This window comes from Frankia sp. CgMI4 (assembly GCF_001756285.1).
GTDB lineage: Bacteria > Actinomycetota > Actinomycetes > Frankiales > Frankiaceae > Frankia > Frankia casuarinae.
This window is the reverse complement of record NZ_MAQZ01000103.1, coordinates 1-16,763: the sequence shown is the minus strand read 5'-3', so window position 1 is coordinate 16,763 and position 16,763 is coordinate 1. Positions and strand designations below refer to the sequence as shown.

Sequence of the window (16,763 nt, the reverse complement as noted above, 5' to 3'; positions counted from 1 at the left end):
GGCGCACCAGACCACCGAGCGTGACGGCGGCCAGCAGGCCCGCGGCCTTGAGCAGGACCAGCAGGCCGTAGCGGGTGTCCCACAACGGGGTGAAGCCGCCGAGCCGCAGGGCCGCACCGGCGATCCCGCTGATTGCCGTGACGGCCGCCGCCCCGGCCGCGAACCGGCTGTACCGGCGCAGCGCCGGGCCGAACAAGCTCGCCGGCAGCCGCACCGCGGTGAGCAGGCCGAGTAGACCACCCACCCATGCCGTGGCCGCCAATACGTGCACGCCGAGGGCCACCACGGCGATCGCATGATCGCCGGACGTAGCGGCGTGGCCAACCAGGATCGGCGGCACGATGCCGGCGACCGCGACAGCGAGCAGGGCCCCGGTCGCGGTCGTCGTCGTGACTGTACGGCCGATCACCGCGATGACGGCAGCCAGGGCCGCCACGACGAGTAGCGCCCGGCCCTGGGAGGTGGTGGAGACGAAGGAGCGCAGTGAGGAGACATCCAGGACGTCGCCGGCCGGGCGCGCGGAGATCTCGGACAGGGTGAACAGCAGCTCCACGAGGGTGGCCAGCATCCACAGAGCCGCGGCGTTCGCCGCGTACCGGCCGCACCGCCGGGCCGTGGGCGACAGGATGCCCACCCGGGACCCGTTGCCGGCCGCACCGTGTTTCGCCGGAAGAAGGACGGCGGCCGTGAGAAGCCACCCGATCGTCCCCACGGCGGCGATCCTGCCGACCAGATGGGCGAACGGCAGTGCCCAGTAGGTGAGCGTGCCGGACGAAGGCAGACCGGGCAGCCGCAGGGGGCCTGGCCCGAAACCGACGACCAGGGCCAGTGCCACGCATCCGGCCGCGACGGCGACGGGCGCCATCCGTCCGACCGCCGCCGTCCGTCCGCCAGCCGAGGGGGAGCGGCTGGCGGGGATGGTCCTGGTGAGAGCGGCGGCATGCGGAGGAGCGGCCGGAGCCGTGGGCGTGGTGGGGTCTGCGGGCGTGGTGGGGTTGTTCGTTATGGCGGGGTTTTTCCTGGCGGCGGGGGTGTCCATGGGGTCAGCGCGCTCCGGAGTGACGTCGCCGCAGGGCGAACAAGGTACCGCCACCGAGCGTGAGGATACCGGCGATCACGACAGGGAGTATCCAGCCACCGCCACCGCCACCGCCACTGCTCCCGCCCCCGCCGTCCGCGGGTCCCGTATCGGCCGTGACGGCCGTGACGGCCGTGACGGCCGCGGACGGGGCCGGCGCGGCACCCGTGGTCGGACTCGCGGTGGCTGCCGGGGTCGGCGTCGTGGTGACCGGAGACGGGGGCGGGGATCCCTCCTGGCCCGCGGACGCCGTGCTGCCGGCAACGGTGAAGGCGAACTCGCCGCCGACCGGATGACCGTCCTCGGACACGACCCGATAGGYCACCGTGTAGCGACCGTCGCGGAGAGCGGTGAGGCCCTGGTGGACGGTGCCGCCCTCGACGCGGGTGGCACCGGCGGTCACGCCGGCGCCGTCGGCCGCCGTGACGGCGACGTTCGTGTAGCGCGGGGACACCGGCTCGTTGAATGTCAGGATGATCTCATGTGGCGGGGCGGTGAGAGTGYTGTCCGCCACCGGGGTGGTGGTGACCAGACGTGAATGCGCCGATGCGGGGGTGGCCAGTCCGAGCAGGAGCGCCGGGACGAGCGCCGCTGCGAGGCCAAGCGTCACAACCAGGCTGATCGCAGCGGCAAGGCTGGTGGGCCCCGTGCCGCCCGTACCACCGGTGGCGTGGGCGGCACCGGTGAGGTCGGCGAACCGGGTGCCGCCCCTCCCCGGGACTGCCGTGCGCCGTCTCTCAGTCGGCCTCGCCTCTGGTCGCACCCAGCAGATTCTACGCGCCGTAGAAACGTGGCCACCGCGTCCGATCCAAGATAATCAACAATGTTGACGTCCTCCCGCGACGCGTATGTTCCGCTCACTGTTTTCGCTGCCGTTGCTGCTGACGACCGGCCTCGGCTCATCGGCCGAGGCCGGTGGCGGGCCGGCGGTCAGCTGCCGCTGTCGTGGTCCACCGGAGCCGGCCGTGGATGATCGGGAAGGACGATCGGCGCGACGAGCACGGTGTCATGGCCGTCCGCGGTGGTCACGAGCGCGGGCCAGAGGCCGTCGTTGACGCAGTTCTTCGCGAATTCGCTGGCCCGGGCCGGGGGAGAGGCCAGGGACACGAATCGGCCCTCGGTCGTCGCGAGGAGCAGGTGCGCGCCGATCAGGGAGTGCCGCATTGCCTGTTCCCGGTGCCGCCGGCGGCGCGCCTCAAGGGAGACGTGATCCATCGCTTCCTCGGCCGGAAGATSCCAGCCCGAGGTGTTCACCAGTTCCGCCCGGAGCCGGACCAGGCGATGTGCTCCGGTCTCCCCGGTCTGATGTGCCCAGGTCTGCAGTCCGGCGTTCAACCGCAGCTCTCCCTGCACGGCCCAGCTGTCCCAGGTGATGCGGGTCGGTTCCGCCTCGCCGTGGCCGCTCACGGTCTCCACCCGCCGACCGGAGGGGGCGCTGAACCGGACGGTGTGGGGTGGTCCGAGTCCCGCCGAGACGCCACCGCTCGCCGGACCGGCCAGCTCCCATGGATTTGGCCGTGGCGCGCTCAGGCGGGGCAGCCAGTTCCGCCGCGGCCCCGCGGCGGTCGGTACCGCGCTGCCGGGAGGCGCCGCCAACAGGTCCGTGACCGTCACCACATCGTCGACCTGGCGCGGGACGAACTCGTCCCAGCCGCGGGGCTCGGCATCTCCCGCAGGCCGGCCGCCTGGTGGAAAGCGGCCCCCGTCCCCGGGGCCACGATCCACGAAACGGACCGTCATCTGCAGGTAGCGCACCCGGACTCGCAGCGTGACGTCGGGGATGGCGGCGGGGCCGCACTCCAGGAGACACTCCGCGTGGGCGTGCGAACGCTCCTCCGGGTGGGCGAGGGCATAGCACGGTGGGGTCAGCACCCCGATCCGCCGGTCCGAGCCGCGTGTGATGGCGCGGTCGGGACGGATGGGCTCCTCGCGGTAGATCTCGGCGTCCGCGATCGCCGCGGTCTGGTTGAACGGCGAACGAACCGTCATTGCATCCCCCTGCCCTGGATGGGTCTGGCCCGGACGGACGAACGGATGAGCTAGAGAACGGCGATCGCCTCCCCGGCGTGAACCAGCACGGCATCACCGGGATGGGCGTCAACCAGGGCGATGCCCACCTCCTCCGTTCCGGCGGGAGTGCGGACGACGGCGAGGGCTCCGGGCAAGAGGCGGATGACCTCCGCCTCGATGGTCTCCTCCGACCGGGCGATGCGCCCGGCCGCCTCACATACCGGCGCGGCCGGACCGGGATGGACCGAGGCCAGCTCAGCCTCCATCGCGGCCGGTCGGCCCGCGCTCGTGCCGGCGGCCATRCCGACGGTTTTGACGGTGGTCCTGGTCGTGGTCGACGCGGTTGACCTGCCATGAGCGACTGAGCCGGAGGGGTGGCGCCGGGCGTCCCCCGACTCGGCGTGCCTGGTGCCGACCTGTGCGTTCTCGCCGTCCATCGTCGTAACCATCCTCGGGAAGGCTGGCTTCGCCGCAACCGTACGACTCAGAGCCTGATCACACCACCCGGCTACGACGACTACACGACGTATCGATGCCGGTGTCCGAAACATCAACCTGCCGGGACGTCTTCCCCCGGCTCCATMCCCGGACGGGCAGGCTTCATCCCCGGACGGGCAGGGAGTGGTGGCGCCGAACGGGCATCCGGGGCACGGGTAGATCGGGCAGCATGGACGGTGTGAGGGACGGTGCGCGACAGCAGGCGGCGGGTGGCGGGGGCGAGGCGTTCGACCGGCTCTGCTCGCTGGTCGCGGCCGGCGGGGTCGCGGTGGTGACCGGTGCGGGGATCTCCACCGACTCCGGTATTCCGGACTATCGGGGTCCGAACGGGGCACTGCGCCGTCACACCCCGATGACGTACCAGGAGTTCACCGATGATCCCGCGGCCCGGCACCGCTACTGGGCCCGCAGCCATGCAGGGTGGCGGCGGGTGGCCCGGGCGGAGCCGAACCCGGGCCACCGGGCACTGGCCCGGTTGGAGCAGGACGGCCTGGTGACCGGCGTCGTGACGCAGAACGTTGACGGCCTGCACCAGCGCGCCGGCTCACGGCGCGTCATCGATTTGCACGGTAGGCTGTCGCGCGTGCTGTGTCGCGGCTGCGGCGACGTGAGCCCTCGCCTCGAGCTCGACCAGCGTCTGCGGGCGGTCAATCCCGGATTCCATGTCGGCGCCGCGCAGACCAACCCGGACGGCGATGTCACGCTCCCCGACGACATGGTCGCCGCCTTCGTCATGGTGGGCTGCCGCCGGTGTGGCGGTGACGAGCTGGAACCGGACGTGGTGTTCTTCGGTGCGACCGTGCCGCGGCCGCGTGTCGCGGAGGCGCTCCGGCTGGTCGAGGGGGCCAGGGCGCTGCTGATCCTCGGGTCGTCGCTGACGGTGATGTCCGGCTACCGGTTCGTGCTCCGTGCGGCGGAGCTCGACATCCYGGTCGCGATCGTCAACCAGGGTCCGACTCGGGGGGACAGCCGCGCGGCCGTCCGAGTCGACGCGCCTCTGGGCCTGCTGCTTCCCCGTCTCGCCGCCGCCGTGACGCCCCCGTCCGCCCGTTCTCCCGTCCCGTTACCCGCTATGCGCTCGCTCGCATTCCCGGGGGACTACCCCCGGGAGCTGTGAGGATGGGGAGGATGCGATCGGTTTCCCATGCCTACCCGGGCGACCTCACGTTCCGCCGTGCGACCGAGGCCGACGTCGCGGCGATCGTTGAGCTCGTCGAGTCCGCGTACCGGGGGGAGTCCAGTCGCGCGGGGTGGACCACCGAGGCCGACCTGCTCGCCGGGCGGCGCACCGACGCCGCCGCGGTCGGCGCGGCACTGGCGGCGCTGGACAGCGTGGTGCTGCTCGCGCAGGACCCGGACGGAGCCCTCCTCGGCTGCTGCCACGTGGAACGACGGGTCGAGCCACCGGCCCGGTCGGAGCACGCGGCGACCGAGGTGACCGATGCGACCGAGGTGACCCGGTCGGGGTATGCCACCCACGGGCAGGCTGACGCGGAGCGGTGTGGCCCGGATGTATCACCGTTGATCGGGTCCTACTTCGGCATGTTCGCGGTAAGCCCGACCCGCCAGGGCAACGGGCTCGGCGACACTCTGCTGCGGCTCGCCGAACGGCACGCCGTGACGGCCTGCTCCGCGGCCTGGACGGACCTGCTGGTCATCGCCCAACGGGCCGAGCTGATCGCCTGGTATCAGCGGCGCGGATACGTCCTGACCACCAGAACGAGCCCGTTCCCCTACGACGACGAACGGTTCGGCCGGCCGCTGCGACCAGATCTCTACTTCGTCGTCCTCCGCAAGAGGTTCGGCGACCGCCCGGGGTTCAGCGACCGCTGAGCGTGCCGGACCGTCCGTGCCGGACCGTCAGCGTGTCTCCGGCGAGGTCGACGACCACCGCGGAACCGTCGTCGACCTCACCGGCGATCATTTCCCGCCCGATCCGGGTCTCCACCTCGCGTTGCAGGTAGCGGCGCAGCGGGCGGGCGCCATGGACCGGGTCGTAGCCCTGACGGGCGATGAACATCCGGGCCGGCTCGGTGATGTCCAGGGTGATGCGCCGATCCGCCAATCGGGCCCGCAGGTCGTCCACCAGCAGGTCGACGATCCGCTCGATCTCGGGCAGGGTCAGCGGGGAGAACAGCACGACCTCGTCGAGCTGGTGGAGGAACTCGGGCCGGAACGCCCGGCGCAGGTCGGCCGTGATCCGAACGCGGACCTCGGGCCCGGCTGTCCCCTCGGCGTCCGGACCGCCGGTGAGCCGYTCGGACCCCACACCGGAGGTCAGGATGACGACGGTGCCACGGAAGTCGACGGTGCGTCCCCGGGCGTCGGTGAGCCGACCGTCGCTCAGGACCTGCAGCAGGATGTTGAGGACGTCGGCGTGTGCCTTCTCGATCTCGTCGAACARCACCACCGCGTAGGGCTTGCGTCGTACCGCCTCGGTGAGCTGCCCGCCCTCGACGAGCCCGGTCTGGCCGGGTGGGGCGCCCAGCAGCCGGCCGACGCTGTGCCGCTCCTGGTACTCGCCCAGGTCGATGCGGATCAGACTGTCCTCGGAGTCGAACAGGGCCGTCGCCAGGGCCCGGGCCAACTCGGTCTTCCCGATCCCCATCGGCCCGAGGAAGAGGAATGACCCGATCGGGCGGCGCGGGTTCCCGATGCCCGCGCGGGCCCGGAGCACCGTGTCGGCGACGAGCCGCACCGCCTCGTCCTGTCCGACGACCCGGGCGCGCAGGACCTGGTCGAGGCGTCGCAGCTTCTCCCGTTCCCTCTCGAGGAGCCGGGCCACCGGGATCCCCGTCCAGCGGGAGACCAGATCGGCGATCTCGTCGGCGGTCACCATCTCGCGCAGCAACCGGTGGCCGCCCCGCTGGGGGGTGAGCCGTTCGGACTCGTCGGCGAGCCGCCGGTCCAGTTCGGGCAGGCGGGTGTGGCGCAGCTCCRCCGCGGTCCCCAGGTCGTGTGCCCGTTCGGCATCCTCGGCCCGCCGCCGGGCCTGTTCGATCTCCTCCCGCAGCCCCCGGACCCGCCGAATGGCCTGGCGTTCGGCCTCCCACCGCGCGCGCATCGTGTTCGCCGCGGCCCGCACGTCGGCGAGTTCCCCACGGAGCTGGTCCAGTCGGGCGATGCTCGCCGGATCGGATTCCTGCGCGAGTGYGGCCTCCTCGATCTCCAGCCGGACCACCCTACGGGTGATCTCGTCGAGGCCGGTCGGCATCGAGTCGATGTCGGTGCGCAGCATGGCGCCCGCCTCGTCGACGAGGTCGATCGCCTTGTCCGGCAGGAAACGGTCGCTGATGTACCGATGGGACAGCACCGCCGCCGAGACCAGGGCCGCGTCGGCGATCCGAACCCCGTGGAAGATCTCCAACCGTCCTCGCAGCCCGCGCAGGATGGAGATGGTGTCCGCCACCGATGGCTCGTTGATTATGACGGTCTGGAACCGGCGTGCGAACGCGGGGTCGGACTCGATCTGCCGGCGGTACTCCTCGAGTGTCGTCGTCCCGATCAGGTGCAGGTCGCCGCGGATCAGCAGCGGCTTGAGCACGTTGCCGGCATCCRTCTTCCCTTCGGCGGCACCCGCCCCCAGGACGGCGTGCAGTTCGTCGACGAACAGCAGGATCCGCCCTTCGGATGCCGTGACCTGGGCCATGACCGCCTTGAGTCGTTCCTCGAACGCACCGCGGTGCGCCGTCCCGGCCGCCAGCGCGCCCAGGTCGAGCTGGAACACCCTCCTGTTCCGCAGGCTGTCCGGAACGTCCCCGCGGAAGATCCGGTCGGCGAGGCCCTCGACGATCGCGGTCTTGCCGACTCCGGGGTCGCCGAGCAGCACGGGATTGTTCTTCGTCCGGCGGGACAGGATCTGGATCACTCGGCGGATCTCGGCGTCCCGCCCGATCAGGGGGTCGAGGCGGCCGTTGCGGGCGTCGACGACGAGGTCGCGTCCGTACTTCTCCAGCGCGTCGTCCGTGGCCGTCGGCGAGGCGGAGATGATGCGCCGGTCTCCGCGCACCCGGGTCAGCGCGATGAGCAGCCGTTCCCGGGTCAGACCCTGCTCGTGCAGGATCCGGCCGGCCGGTGTCGTGGGTCCCTCCTCGAGCAGGGCCAGCAGCAGGTGTTCGACCGAGATGTACTCGTCGCCGAGGCGGTGTGTCTCCCGTTCGGCGGCGTCGAGGGCCCTGGACAGCCGCTGCGTCATGTACACCTCGCCCGGTCGGACCCCCGGTCGGACCCCCGGTCCGGACACCCGCGGTCTGCGCTCCAGCTCCGTCTCCACCGCACCGGTGAGGGCGGGTGGGGTACCACCCGATGCGACCATGAGGCGCGGGACCAGCCCGTCCGGCTGCTCGACAAGCGCGGCGAGCAGATGTTCCCCGTCGACCTCGGTGTGGCCGAATCGCATCGCCCTGGTCTGGGCCGCCTTCAGCGCGTCCTGGGCGCCCTCGGTCAGCTTGGTCAACTTCATCGGTACTCCTCGCCGGGGCCGTCGCGATGGCCCCGGCCGCGCTGTTCGAGCTCGTCGATGCGGTCGCGCAGGTCCAGCACGACGCCGGTGGCCGCATAGGTAATGCCGAGGTCGCGGCGCAGCCGTTCGATACGCACCGCCCGCCCGACCGCGCGGATCGGCAGCCACCACTGCCCTGCCCGGTCGACGCGCACGTCGAGCAGGCCGAGGGCGACCAACCGGCGGACGATGTCCGGACCCAGCCGGGTGAGCAGGCAGAAGGAGTCCAGTCCGAGAAGATCCAGACCGGGTTCGACGCCGCCCGGGTGGGTGATCCGGGTGACCGGGACGGTCGGGCCGGGATCGCTTCCGACTGCCCATCCCACGATTACCTCCTGCTGATGGATACCTCTTGCTGATGGGCCGATCCGGTGGTCCCCGTCCGCATGGGAGATGTGGAGGGCCGGTCCGGAGGAGCGCACCGCCCGTGCGGCGGAGACCTGGCCTGGGCGCGGGTACGGTCGAGCCAGATCATCTCCGGGTAGTGGTCCGATTACCCATGTGACCGTAGGTCGGATCCGAGGGCGTTCGCAACCAGAGGTGACGACTCAACGACGGATAGGTGTGGTCTCCGGGGATGGCCGCGCTTGCCAGGCGCCTGCGGGCACGACGTCCGATTTCCGCCAGCATGCGAGGCGGGACTCGTCGAGAGTGGGTGGAGTGATGACGGACCAGAGCCGCTACGAGGCGCTGCGTAGCCGGGACGCGCGCTTCGATGGCGCGTTCTTCTCCGCCGTCACCACCACCGGCATCTACTGCCGCCCGAGTTGTCCAGCCATCACGCCGAAGCGGGAGAACGTCCGGTTCTTTCCGACGGTACCGGGTCGAGAACGGGCAGGCGTGGTCGATCCTGGCATTGCGCGGCCAGGGTGTGCAGTTCGGTGGCGTTCTCGAACGTCAGCATCCAGGGGTAGCAGCGGCGTCCGAGCGTCCAGCTGGGACGGTCCCAGTGGTTGCCGGGTCGGTCCAGGCCGGCGAAGCGGTGCCAGTCGTCGACGACTGGGTCCGCGGTGCGCGAGGTGGTCAACCTCGCTGTCAGCGACACCGCTAGGGACGGCTCGCGGGCAGCAGCGGCGCGGTGCGCAGCAGCGCCAGCAGCGGGCGGACCTCGTCGGGCACCGGCTCGGAGAACGTCCGCACCGCGTGCTCCCCGGCCCGGTCGATCTCCAGGGTGTAGACGAACCGGTCCGCGCCGACGTCGCGCTGCTCCCGGGCCTCGGTGGAACCCCGAGCCTCGATGGAATCTACCTGACCGGCATCCGCGGCGTCCGTTGTGGCCACGAGACCGCCGCGGTGCACCGCCTCGCGGGCCAGGCGGCGCAGGTTCTCGGCCTCCTGCTCACTGAGATCGACCGTGTCCAGACCGCGGCGCACGCTGCGCCCGAGAAGCCCACCGGAACGCTCCAGCACGACCCGTACACGTTCCGCGGTGCGCGCCATGAGCCATATTGTGCGCCGTCAGCCGTCAGCCGTCAGCCGTCAGCCGTCACACGCGCCGGGCGTACATGATGACGGCGACGCCGAGCAGGCAGATCGCGGCTCCGGCGAGGTCGTAGCGGTCGGGTCGGAAGCCGTCGACGGCCACGCCCCAGAGCAGGGAACCGGCGACGAAGACCCCGCCGTAGGCGGCGAGGATCCGGCCGAAGTGCGCGTCCGGTTGGAGGGTCGCGACGAAGCCGTAGGCGGCCAGGAACCCGATCCCGAGCCCCACCCAGACCGGCCCGCGGTGCTCGCRCACGCCCTGCCACACGAGCCAGGCACCACCGATCTCCGTGACCRCGGCCACCACGAACAGCAGCAGGGACCGGACGACGCCCACGTGCGTCACGATAGTCAGTATCCTCCCGGCATCGTCATCCTTCCGGCATCGCTCTGCGGCCTCGGAATCCTGTGGCCGGAATCTCGTCGTTACCGCGTCCGTGTTTTCACCCCGTCCGCACCGCGTAGTGTCGCATGGGTACACCGCTCTTTTTCGATGGTTTCCGATGGTAGGACGTCCTGCGATCTTCGGGTGGGGAGGGGTGCTCGGTATGAATGTCGTACGGGATCCGGAACTGATTACCGGCGGGCCGATGCGGCGGCTCGAACCGGATTCGGTGGACGGTCTCGCTCCGCATCGTTTTCCTGGCGCGTTCGGGGAGAACACCTCACCCGCGGCGGGTGAACTCAACGACGGCGGCATCCGACTGCTCGCCCCCGATGGTTCGCTGGYCGCCGATTCTCGGTTCTCGGTGCTCGCCGACCACGAGCTGCGCATGGAATTCTACACCTCCATGGTCCTGGCCCGCCGGCTGGACGAGGAGGCCACGGCCCTGCAACGTCAGGGTGAGCTGGTCCTGTGGATCCCGCTGCGGGGGCAGGAGGCTGCGCAGGTCGGATCCGCCGCGGCCGCGCGTCCCCGGGATTACCTGTTCCCCAGTTACCGGGAACACGCGGTCGCCTGGCACCGCGGTGTCCCGGCGGTCGAGGTGATTCGGCTGCTGCGGGGAGTGAGTCACGATGGCTGGGACACGCACCGTCACAATATGGCTAATTACACGATTGTTCTGGCGGCCCAGACGCTGCACGCCGTCGGTTTCGGGATGGGGGTGCTCCTTGACGGCGCAGCCGGCACCGGCACCGGCACCGGCACCGGCGGTACCGGCGGCACCGGCACCGGCGGCACCGATACCGATACCGACATGGCGGTGATGGTGTATCTCGGTGACGGTGCGATGAGTCAGGGTGATGCCAACGAGGCATTCGTGTGGGCGGCGAGTTTCGGTGCGCCCGTCGTCTTCTTCTGCCAGAATAATCAGTGGGCGATTTCCACGCCGAGCCGACGGCAGTCCCCGGTGCGGTTGRCCCGCCGGGCCGACGGGTTCGGCTTCCCCGGCCTGCGCGTCGATGGTAACGACGTGCTCGCGGTGCACGCGGTGACCACTTGGGCGCTCGACCGTGCGCGCAGCGGTCGCGGCCCGGTGCTCATCGAGGCCAACACCTACCGGATGGCCCCGCACACCACCTCCGACGACGCGACTMGGTACCAGCCGCCGGACGAGATCACCGCCTGGCAGGCCCGGGATCCCATCGAGCGCCTCCGTCGGCTGCTCGCCGCCGAGGTCGAGGCCGGCTGGTTCGACGAGGTCCGCCGGCGGGCCGACGTCGCCGCGGCCGATCTGCGTCGGGACACCCTCGCCCTCGACCCGCCGGACCCCTCCTCGATGCTCGACCATGTCGCCGCGGAGGAGACGGCCGATCAGCGCCGGCAACGGGAGTGGTTCGCCGCGTACCGCGACTCGTTCCTCTGAGGATGATCTGAGGATGACGGGACTCGTTTCTCTGTGGGTGGCGGTCATATCCTCGCCGGGTAAGGGAAGGACGTTCCGCCACCCGCGGCGAGGAGCTCCCCATGCGGCCGACCCCGCAGAACCCGCAGAACCCGCAGAACCCGCAGAACCCGCAGACCGTAGCGAACCGGGAGACCGGGGTGACTGAGGGGGTCGGTCCGGCGGTCTACCCGGCGGCCGGCATCGGGACGCTCCTGTCGACGGATCCGGCCACCGGCGCGGTGGTCGCGAGCTTCCCGGTGATGGAGCCGACCCAGGTGCGGGCGGCCGTGGCGTCCGCCCGGTCGGCGGCGGGCTGGTGGGCGGGGCTCGCGGCGGCACGGCGGCGCGACCATCTGCTGCGCTGGGCGGCGCACCTCGTCCGTCACGAGACCGAGCTGATCGACCTCCTGCACGCCGAGAACGGCAAGACCGCCGCCGATGCCCGCATCGAGCTGCTGCTGACGTTGGAACACATCCGCTGGGCGGCCCGCAACGCCGCCCGCGTGCTGCGGACCCGCCGGGTGTCGYCCGGCCCGTTCCTGGCGAACCACACCGGACGGATCGAGTACCGCCCGTTCGGGGTCGTCGGGGTGATCGGGCCGTGGAACTATCCGCTGTTCACCCCGAGCGGTTCGATCGCGTATGCCCTGGCAGCCGGTAACACGGTGGTCTTCAAGCCCAGCGAGTACACCCCGGCGGTGGGCGCGTACCTGGTCGCGGCGTTCGCCGCGGCGAATCCGGACGCGCCGGCCGGGGTCCTGACCATGGTCACCGGCTTCGGTCCGACCGGTGCCGCCCTGTGTACAGCCGGGGTCGACAAGATTGCCTTTACCGGTTCGCCCGCGACCGGCCGCCTGGTCATGGCGGCCTGCGCGTCGTCCCTCGTCCCGGTGGTGATCGAATGYGGCGGCAAGGACCCGCTGATCGTCGCCGACGACGCTGACGTGGCCGCCGCCGCGCGGGCAGCGGCCTGGGGAGCGATGTCCAATGGCGGCCAGACCTGTGCCGGGGTTGAGCGGATCTACGTGACCGAGGCGGTCGCCGCGCCCTTCCTCGCCGCACTGCGCCGCGAGCTCGACGGGGTTCGTCCCGGTGCCGACCGGGACGCATCCTACGGTCCGATGACGATGCCCGGCCAGGCGGCGATCGTGCGCCGCCACGTGGCTGACGCGCTGGCCCGCGGCGCGACCGCCCTGATCGGCGGGACGGAGTCGGTGGGGGACACCTTCATCGAACCGGTCGTGCTGGTCGACGTGCCGGAGGGCAGCCCCGCCGTGCAGGAGGAGACGTTCGGGCCGGTCGCCACCGTCCGGACCGTCGCCGACGTTGACGAGGCCGTCACGCTGGCCAACGGCACCCCGTACGCGCTCGGTGCGACGGTTTTCTCCCGGTCCCGGGGAGACGAGATCGCCAGCCGGCTCGACGCTGGGATGGTGTCCGTCAACGCGGTGCTGGCGTTTGCCGGGATGCCCGCCCTGCCCTTCGGGGGCAGCGGCGAAAGCGGGTTCGGCCGGGTGCACGGCGCGGAGGGGCTGCGCGAGTTCGTCCGCCCCCGCTCGGTCGCCACCCTGCGGATGCACGTGCCGGGAGCGACCCTGACCACCTTCCGCCGGACGCCGGGTGCGCTCGCCGTCACCGCGGTGACGGCGCGGCTCCGGCACGGCGGCGGCTGGGCCGGCTGGGCCAGCCGGGTGGCCGGGCGGGTCAGGCCGGTCGGCGGGGCGGCCGGGCCTCTCGACAGGCCCCTCGGCGGGCACGTCGGGTCGGACGAGGGATTCCGTCCCGGCCGGCTCCGGCTCCGAAAATCATCCGGAAGTCGTCCAGACGGACGGTGAGCCGAGGCCGGTGCCCGGTGAGGAAACCCAGCGGACCCTCCGCCGCCGGGTCCCATCGTGACCGGTGCAGGGCGAGCCGCCCGGCCAGCCGCACCGGGCTCACCCGGGGCTGACCGTCGAGATCCTGCACCACGCGGAAGCGGACCGGCCACCTGCCCGGCAGCCGCCGTCCCCGGCTTACCGCCGCGGCGACGATCGTCCCGGTGGTGTCCCGGGCGTGCAGGTGGGTGCCGTCGGCGTCCCCGGCCGTTTCCGGTCGTGTGGACGTGCCCGGTCGTTCGGTGAAGACGGCCAGTYCCTTGGGAATCCCCCACAGGGCGCGACCGCCGACCTGGGATGCCGGGCTGTCCACCCAGATATGCGGGACCGTCACGCGCAGGTGCCGCCTGTGCCATACCAGCAAGGCGGCCATGACCTCACGGTAGGCGAGGACGCCACGCGGATCGTAGCGAACCCAGACGGTGGCCACCGGGACCCGGCCGAGAACGGTCACCGCCCGGGGGAAGGCGCCGGCCAGCGCCGCGCGGGGCACGAACCAGACGGAGACGACCATCCTACCGCGCAGCTCCCAGGGTTCGGGCGGGTACGCCACCCACCGACACTAGTGCCCCCGACAGTGCCCCCGACAGCACGGCTTCCCGCCCGTTCCGGTGTGGAGCCCGCCAGATCCGCCGGCCGGGGGACTGACCGGTTCGAATCGGGCGACATACCGGCCATACCCCCTAGCTGGTCGGCGCCCACCGAAGAGGGCATCTAGGTTGGGCCGGGTCGGCACGGAAGTCGGGTCAGCACGGAACCTGGGAGGTCTCATGGCGCTACGTCGCGGACTTGCCGTTTCAGTGATGATCGGTACGTTCACCCTGATGGGCGGGATCGCCGGAACAGCCTCCGCTGYCTCGTCCACCTCCGGCGCGCCGGCGCTGGRCATCGCCAACGCCGCGGCGGTGGTCCGATCGGCGGGGTACACGCCGATCGTCCTCGGCGGTTATGACCGGAGCAACGATCTCAGCGTGATCGTCGGACTGCTGTCGACATCCGGGGACGGGCATCCGCAGCGGGCGTTCTTCTTCCATCGTGGCCGGTTCATCGGCTACGACTCGCCGCAGCCGAGCGCCACGATCCGCTGGATCTGGTCCACCGACCGGGTCGTCGCCCTCCAGTACGATCTCTACCGGCCAAGCGACCCGATGTGCTGCCCGACAGCGGGTGGTGCGACCGTGCGTTACCAGTGGAACGGTTCATCGGTGGTCCCGCTCGATCCGGTCCCGACCGCGAACGTGTCCGCCGCGAGAAGCCGCCGGTGATCCGCGACCGGTGATCCCCGGTCCATGATCCGCCATGGGCCGGGGCCGTCGCCGGGTGYCGCCGGGCGCGCCGCCGGGGATTCATCGCCCCGCGCCTTCGCTGCCCCGCCCGGACAGGGGCCGGTCAGGGGATGGCTGYGACGCGGGGTCGTCCGGCCCGGCTCAGTGCCCCTCGGCGGCCTCGACGAGTTCGGTGAGCACGCCTCCGAGGCCCTTGGGATGGATGAACGCGATCCGGCTGCCGGCGGTGCCGTGCACCGGAGTCTTGTTGACCAGATCGAATCCGGTCATGGTCAGGGTCGCCAGGGCGCTGTCGATGTCGGCGACGCCGTAGGCGATGTGGTGGATGCCCGGCCCCCGCTTGGCCAGGAACTTCCCGATCGGGCTGTCCTCGCGCAGCGGTTCCAGCAGCTGGACGTAGGAGTTCCCGGTCTTGCCGCTGTGGACCAGCAGCATCGCTTCGCGCACCCCTTGGCGCTCGTTCTCCTCCTGGTGCACGACCTCCAGACCGAATGCCTCCTCATAGCGGGGGATGGCCTCGGTGAGGGAAGCCACCGCGATCCCGACGTGGTCGATCCTGGTCAGCACAGCCGTCTCCTCGTTCTGCCGGCCCGCGATCGGGGCCTGTCCGCCGATGTCCCACCGCCCCTGGCGCGAAGCGATGGGGTCCGCACTGAGCCTGCCGGTTCACGATCCCGGCGTCGACCGATCGGCCCCCGTGACGTGAGTGGAGTCCGCGGACGTGGGGTGACGTGGGCGACCCGGGCTGGGCCCCACCCTGCCCGCTGCCTCGCCAGGGGTCCACGCCGCCGGCGTGGTTGTGGATGTTGCCATGGGTGGGCGTTGTTCTTCCAGTGTGCTCACGGTGTGGCGGTGTGGGGTTCGGGGCCTAGTTGCGGACTCTGTTCGAGTCTCCGCAGGACAGGCCGTAGAGTCGAGTGTCAACCATTTTAGCCCGAGTCTTCGAGGCACGAACGTAAGGGTTACGGTGTCCACGACGCGTCGCGATCGTTCCGCGTTCCGCGCGGCCCGCGGAAACACCCGTCAGATAGGTGAGGTTGCCGAGCGGGTCGGGCTTTCGCTGCGCGCGGTCCGGTACTACGAGGAAGCCGGACTGCTTACTCCCGCCGGACGTACGCCGGGTGGCTTCCGTCTGTACGACGACGAGGCCGTCGATCGGCTGCTGGTCATCAAGAAGATGAAGTCGCTGGGGTTCACGTTGGAGGAGATGCGGTCGCTGTTGTCGGTGCGCGACGAGCTGTCGGATTCGACGATCTCCGAGAGTCGGCGGACCGAACTGCGCGAGCGGCTGCATACCTGGGTCGTGCTGGCTGAGGAGAAGCTGGCCACCCTGCGGCAGCAGGCGGGAGTCGCGGAGGACTTCGTCATCGGCCTGCACGGTGATGCGGATCGGACGGTATGACGGACTCGTGAATCCATGGTCACCGATCCGGGGTGGCGGCCGGCGCTCGGGCTCCTGTGGAGCAACCGGAGTCCGTTGGTGACCGACGTCACGGTCGGCGTCGGCCGTGGATTACTAGATCTTTACCGGTCCTGTGTAGCTGCGAGTGGCCGATACTAGAGACGCTTGACACTCGAATACCAGTCGCCATGCTCACGTGATAAGGGTTGAATTGTCCATAACCAGCAGCGCCGGGTCTTCCGCCGATGCCCGTGACGGCCGCTACCGGATCGGTGACGTTGCCACCCTGGTGACCTTGTCCCTGCGTACCGCCCGCTTCTACGAGGATGCCGGCCTGCTCGCGCCGGTAGGCCACACCTCGGGTGGTTTCCCGCTGTACGACGACGACGCACTCGACCGGTTTTTCCTCATCAAGAAGATGAAACCGCTGGGGTTCACGCTCGAGGAGATGCGCTCTCTCATCACATTGCGTGAGCGGATCAGCCAGCCCGATCTTGCCCCGGATCATCGCAGGGAACTGCGGGAACGGTTGAGAACCTGGGTTACCCTGGCCGAGGAGAAGCTCGCATCCCTGCAGGAACAGGTGCGTCTCGCCGAGGACTTCATGATTGGACTGCGGGACGATACCGCCCGGTCGCTGCGGGAAAGTCCGGATCACCGGGACGTTGCCGATAAAGACGATCTTGGTCCCGGTCGCCTGGACAGCTCGTTCCTCGATTTTCTCGATGATCCCTTCGGGCCCGAGGAGAACTGACCCGGCCCGGCATCACGAGGCACAGCGCCCCCACCGGCCTGGCCGCGGT

At 70.8% G+C, this 16,763-nt stretch carries 17 protein-coding genes and 2 pseudogenes; 8 read left to right on the top strand and 11 right to left on the bottom strand.

What is annotated here, in order from left to right; all coding sequences use genetic code 11:
- The 4 genes from Manayef4_RS18050 to Manayef4_RS25450 form a co-directional block, all read right to left on the bottom strand.
- Positions 1 to 865 (bottom strand): CopD family protein (locus tag Manayef4_RS18050; RefSeq protein ID WP_175443421.1); only part of this gene is annotated, 865 nt, incomplete at its 3' end.
- Between the two features lie 178 nt (positions 866 to 1,043).
- The gene (locus Manayef4_RS18045; RefSeq protein ID WP_254665722.1) at positions 1,044 to 1,841 is read right to left on the bottom strand and encodes a copper resistance CopC family protein; all 798 of its coding nucleotides are present in this window, start codon (positions 1,839 to 1,841) and stop codon (positions 1,044 to 1,046) included.
- A 167-nt stretch (positions 1,842 to 2,008) separates the two neighbouring features.
- Positions 2,009 to 3,067 (bottom strand): hypothetical protein, encoded by a 1,059-nt coding sequence (locus Manayef4_RS18040; RefSeq protein WP_070132418.1) that lies wholly within the window; start codon positions 3,065 to 3,067, stop codon positions 2,009 to 2,011.
- Positions 3,068 to 3,117: 50 nt separating this feature from the next.
- On the bottom strand, positions 3,118 to 3,525 hold the full coding sequence (locus Manayef4_RS25450) for a transcriptional regulator (protein WP_011437180.1): 408 nt from the start codon (positions 3,523 to 3,525) through the stop codon (positions 3,118 to 3,120).
- A gap of 230 nt (positions 3,526 to 3,755) precedes the next feature.
- On the opposite strand from Manayef4_RS25450, the gene Manayef4_RS18030 reads away from it, so the two are divergent.
- Both Manayef4_RS18030 and Manayef4_RS18025 read left to right on the top strand, forming a co-directional pair.
- Complete coding sequence (locus Manayef4_RS18030) at positions 3,756 to 4,703, top strand: NAD-dependent protein deacetylase (RefSeq protein ID WP_070132416.1); 948 nt, start codon at positions 3,756 to 3,758, stop codon at positions 4,701 to 4,703.
- A gap of 11 nt (positions 4,704 to 4,714) precedes the next feature.
- Positions 4,715 to 5,419 (top strand): GNAT family N-acetyltransferase, encoded by a 705-nt coding sequence (locus tag Manayef4_RS18025; RefSeq protein WP_023840750.1) that lies wholly within the window; start codon positions 4,715 to 4,717, stop codon positions 5,417 to 5,419.
- Here the strand turns inward: Manayef4_RS18025 and Manayef4_RS18020 are convergent.
- Together Manayef4_RS18020 and Manayef4_RS18015 are read right to left on the bottom strand one after the other, a co-directional pair.
- Complete coding sequence (locus tag Manayef4_RS18020) at positions 5,406 to 8,048, bottom strand: AAA family ATPase (RefSeq protein WP_070132415.1); 2,643 nt, start codon at positions 8,046 to 8,048, stop codon at positions 5,406 to 5,408. The genes Manayef4_RS18025 and Manayef4_RS18020 overlap by 14 nt on opposite strands.
- The gene (locus Manayef4_RS18015) at positions 8,045 to 8,362 is read right to left on the bottom strand and encodes a chaperone modulator CbpM (RefSeq protein WP_070132419.1); all 318 of its coding nucleotides are present in this window, start codon (positions 8,360 to 8,362) and stop codon (positions 8,045 to 8,047) included. The genes Manayef4_RS18020 and Manayef4_RS18015 overlap by 4 nt, the downstream gene beginning before the upstream one ends.
- A gap of 388 nt (positions 8,363 to 8,750) precedes the next feature.
- Between Manayef4_RS18015 and Manayef4_RS23385 the strand changes: the two are divergent.
- Positions 8,751 to 8,903, top strand: a pseudogene (locus tag Manayef4_RS23385) (Ada metal-binding domain-containing protein); the annotation flags it as partial.
- On the opposite strand, the gene Manayef4_RS18010 reads toward Manayef4_RS23385, so the two are convergent.
- The 3 genes from Manayef4_RS18010 to Manayef4_RS18000 are packed head-to-tail and all read right to left on the bottom strand — an operon-like array spanning position 8,866 to position 9,906.
- Positions 8,866 to 9,114: a hypothetical protein gene (locus Manayef4_RS18010; protein ID WP_232235041.1), complete on the bottom strand. Its 249-nt coding sequence runs from the start codon at positions 9,112 to 9,114 to the stop codon at positions 8,866 to 8,868. The pseudogene Manayef4_RS23385 and the gene Manayef4_RS18010 sit on opposite strands and share 38 nt — an antisense overlap.
- Before the next feature lie 20 nt (positions 9,115 to 9,134).
- A complete protein-coding gene (locus tag Manayef4_RS18005; RefSeq protein WP_023840748.1) occupies positions 9,135 to 9,527 on the bottom strand; it encodes a protealysin inhibitor emfourin in 393 nt (130 codons plus the stop codon).
- Between the two features lie 46 nt (positions 9,528 to 9,573).
- A complete protein-coding gene (locus tag Manayef4_RS18000) occupies positions 9,574 to 9,906 on the bottom strand; it encodes a YnfA family protein (RefSeq protein WP_070132413.1) in 333 nt (110 codons plus the stop codon).
- 211 nt (positions 9,907 to 10,117) lie between these two features.
- On the opposite strand from Manayef4_RS18000, the gene Manayef4_RS17995 reads away from it, so the two are divergent.
- Entirely contained in the window at positions 10,118 to 11,377 is a 1,260-nt protein-coding gene (locus tag Manayef4_RS17995; protein ID WP_070132412.1) for a thiamine pyrophosphate-dependent enzyme, read from the top strand.
- A gap of 101 nt (positions 11,378 to 11,478) precedes the next feature.
- Positions 11,479 to 13,233 (top strand): aldehyde dehydrogenase family protein, encoded by a 1,755-nt coding sequence (locus tag Manayef4_RS17990; RefSeq protein ID WP_070132411.1) that lies wholly within the window; start codon positions 11,479 to 11,481, stop codon positions 13,231 to 13,233.
- A 178-nt stretch (positions 13,234 to 13,411) separates the two neighbouring features.
- Here the strand turns inward: Manayef4_RS17990 and Manayef4_RS26180 are convergent.
- Positions 13,412 to 13,825 (bottom strand): annotated as a pseudogene (locus Manayef4_RS26180) (acetoacetate decarboxylase family protein); the annotation flags it as partial.
- A 250-nt stretch (positions 13,826 to 14,075) separates the two neighbouring features.
- On the opposite strand from Manayef4_RS26180, the gene Manayef4_RS17985 reads away from it, so the two are divergent.
- Positions 14,076 to 14,537 (top strand): LppP/LprE family lipoprotein, encoded by a 462-nt coding sequence (locus tag Manayef4_RS17985; protein WP_349257452.1) that lies wholly within the window; start codon positions 14,076 to 14,078, stop codon positions 14,535 to 14,537.
- A 162-nt stretch (positions 14,538 to 14,699) separates the two neighbouring features.
- Here Manayef4_RS17985 and mce read toward each other — a convergent pair whose 3' ends face one another.
- Positions 14,700 to 15,125, bottom strand: a complete 426-nt coding sequence (gene mce / locus Manayef4_RS17980; RefSeq protein WP_011437170.1) for a methylmalonyl-CoA epimerase — start codon at positions 15,123 to 15,125, stop codon at positions 14,700 to 14,702.
- A 400-nt stretch (positions 15,126 to 15,525) separates the two neighbouring features.
- Here mce and Manayef4_RS17975 point away from each other — a divergent pair, with 400 nt between their 5' ends.
- Together Manayef4_RS17975 and Manayef4_RS17970 are read left to right on the top strand one after the other, a co-directional pair.
- Positions 15,526 to 15,960 (top strand): MerR family transcriptional regulator, encoded by a 435-nt coding sequence (locus tag Manayef4_RS17975; RefSeq protein ID WP_011437169.1) that lies wholly within the window; start codon positions 15,526 to 15,528, stop codon positions 15,958 to 15,960.
- A gap of 211 nt (positions 15,961 to 16,171) precedes the next feature.
- A complete protein-coding gene (locus Manayef4_RS17970; protein WP_011437168.1) occupies positions 16,172 to 16,714 on the top strand; it encodes a MerR family transcriptional regulator in 543 nt (180 codons plus the stop codon).
- Positions 16,715 to 16,763 lie beyond the last annotated feature (49 nt).

Bases quoted from the DNA above. Each gene is read 5' to 3' on its own strand.
- Manayef4_RS18025 (WP_023840750.1), top strand. From the start codon at position 4,715: ATGCGATCGGTTTCCCATGCCTACCCGGGCGACCTCACGTTCCGCCGT.
- Manayef4_RS18005 (WP_023840748.1), bottom strand. From the start codon at position 9,527: ATGGCGCGCACCGCGGAACGTGTACGGGTCGTGCTGGAGCGTTCCGGT.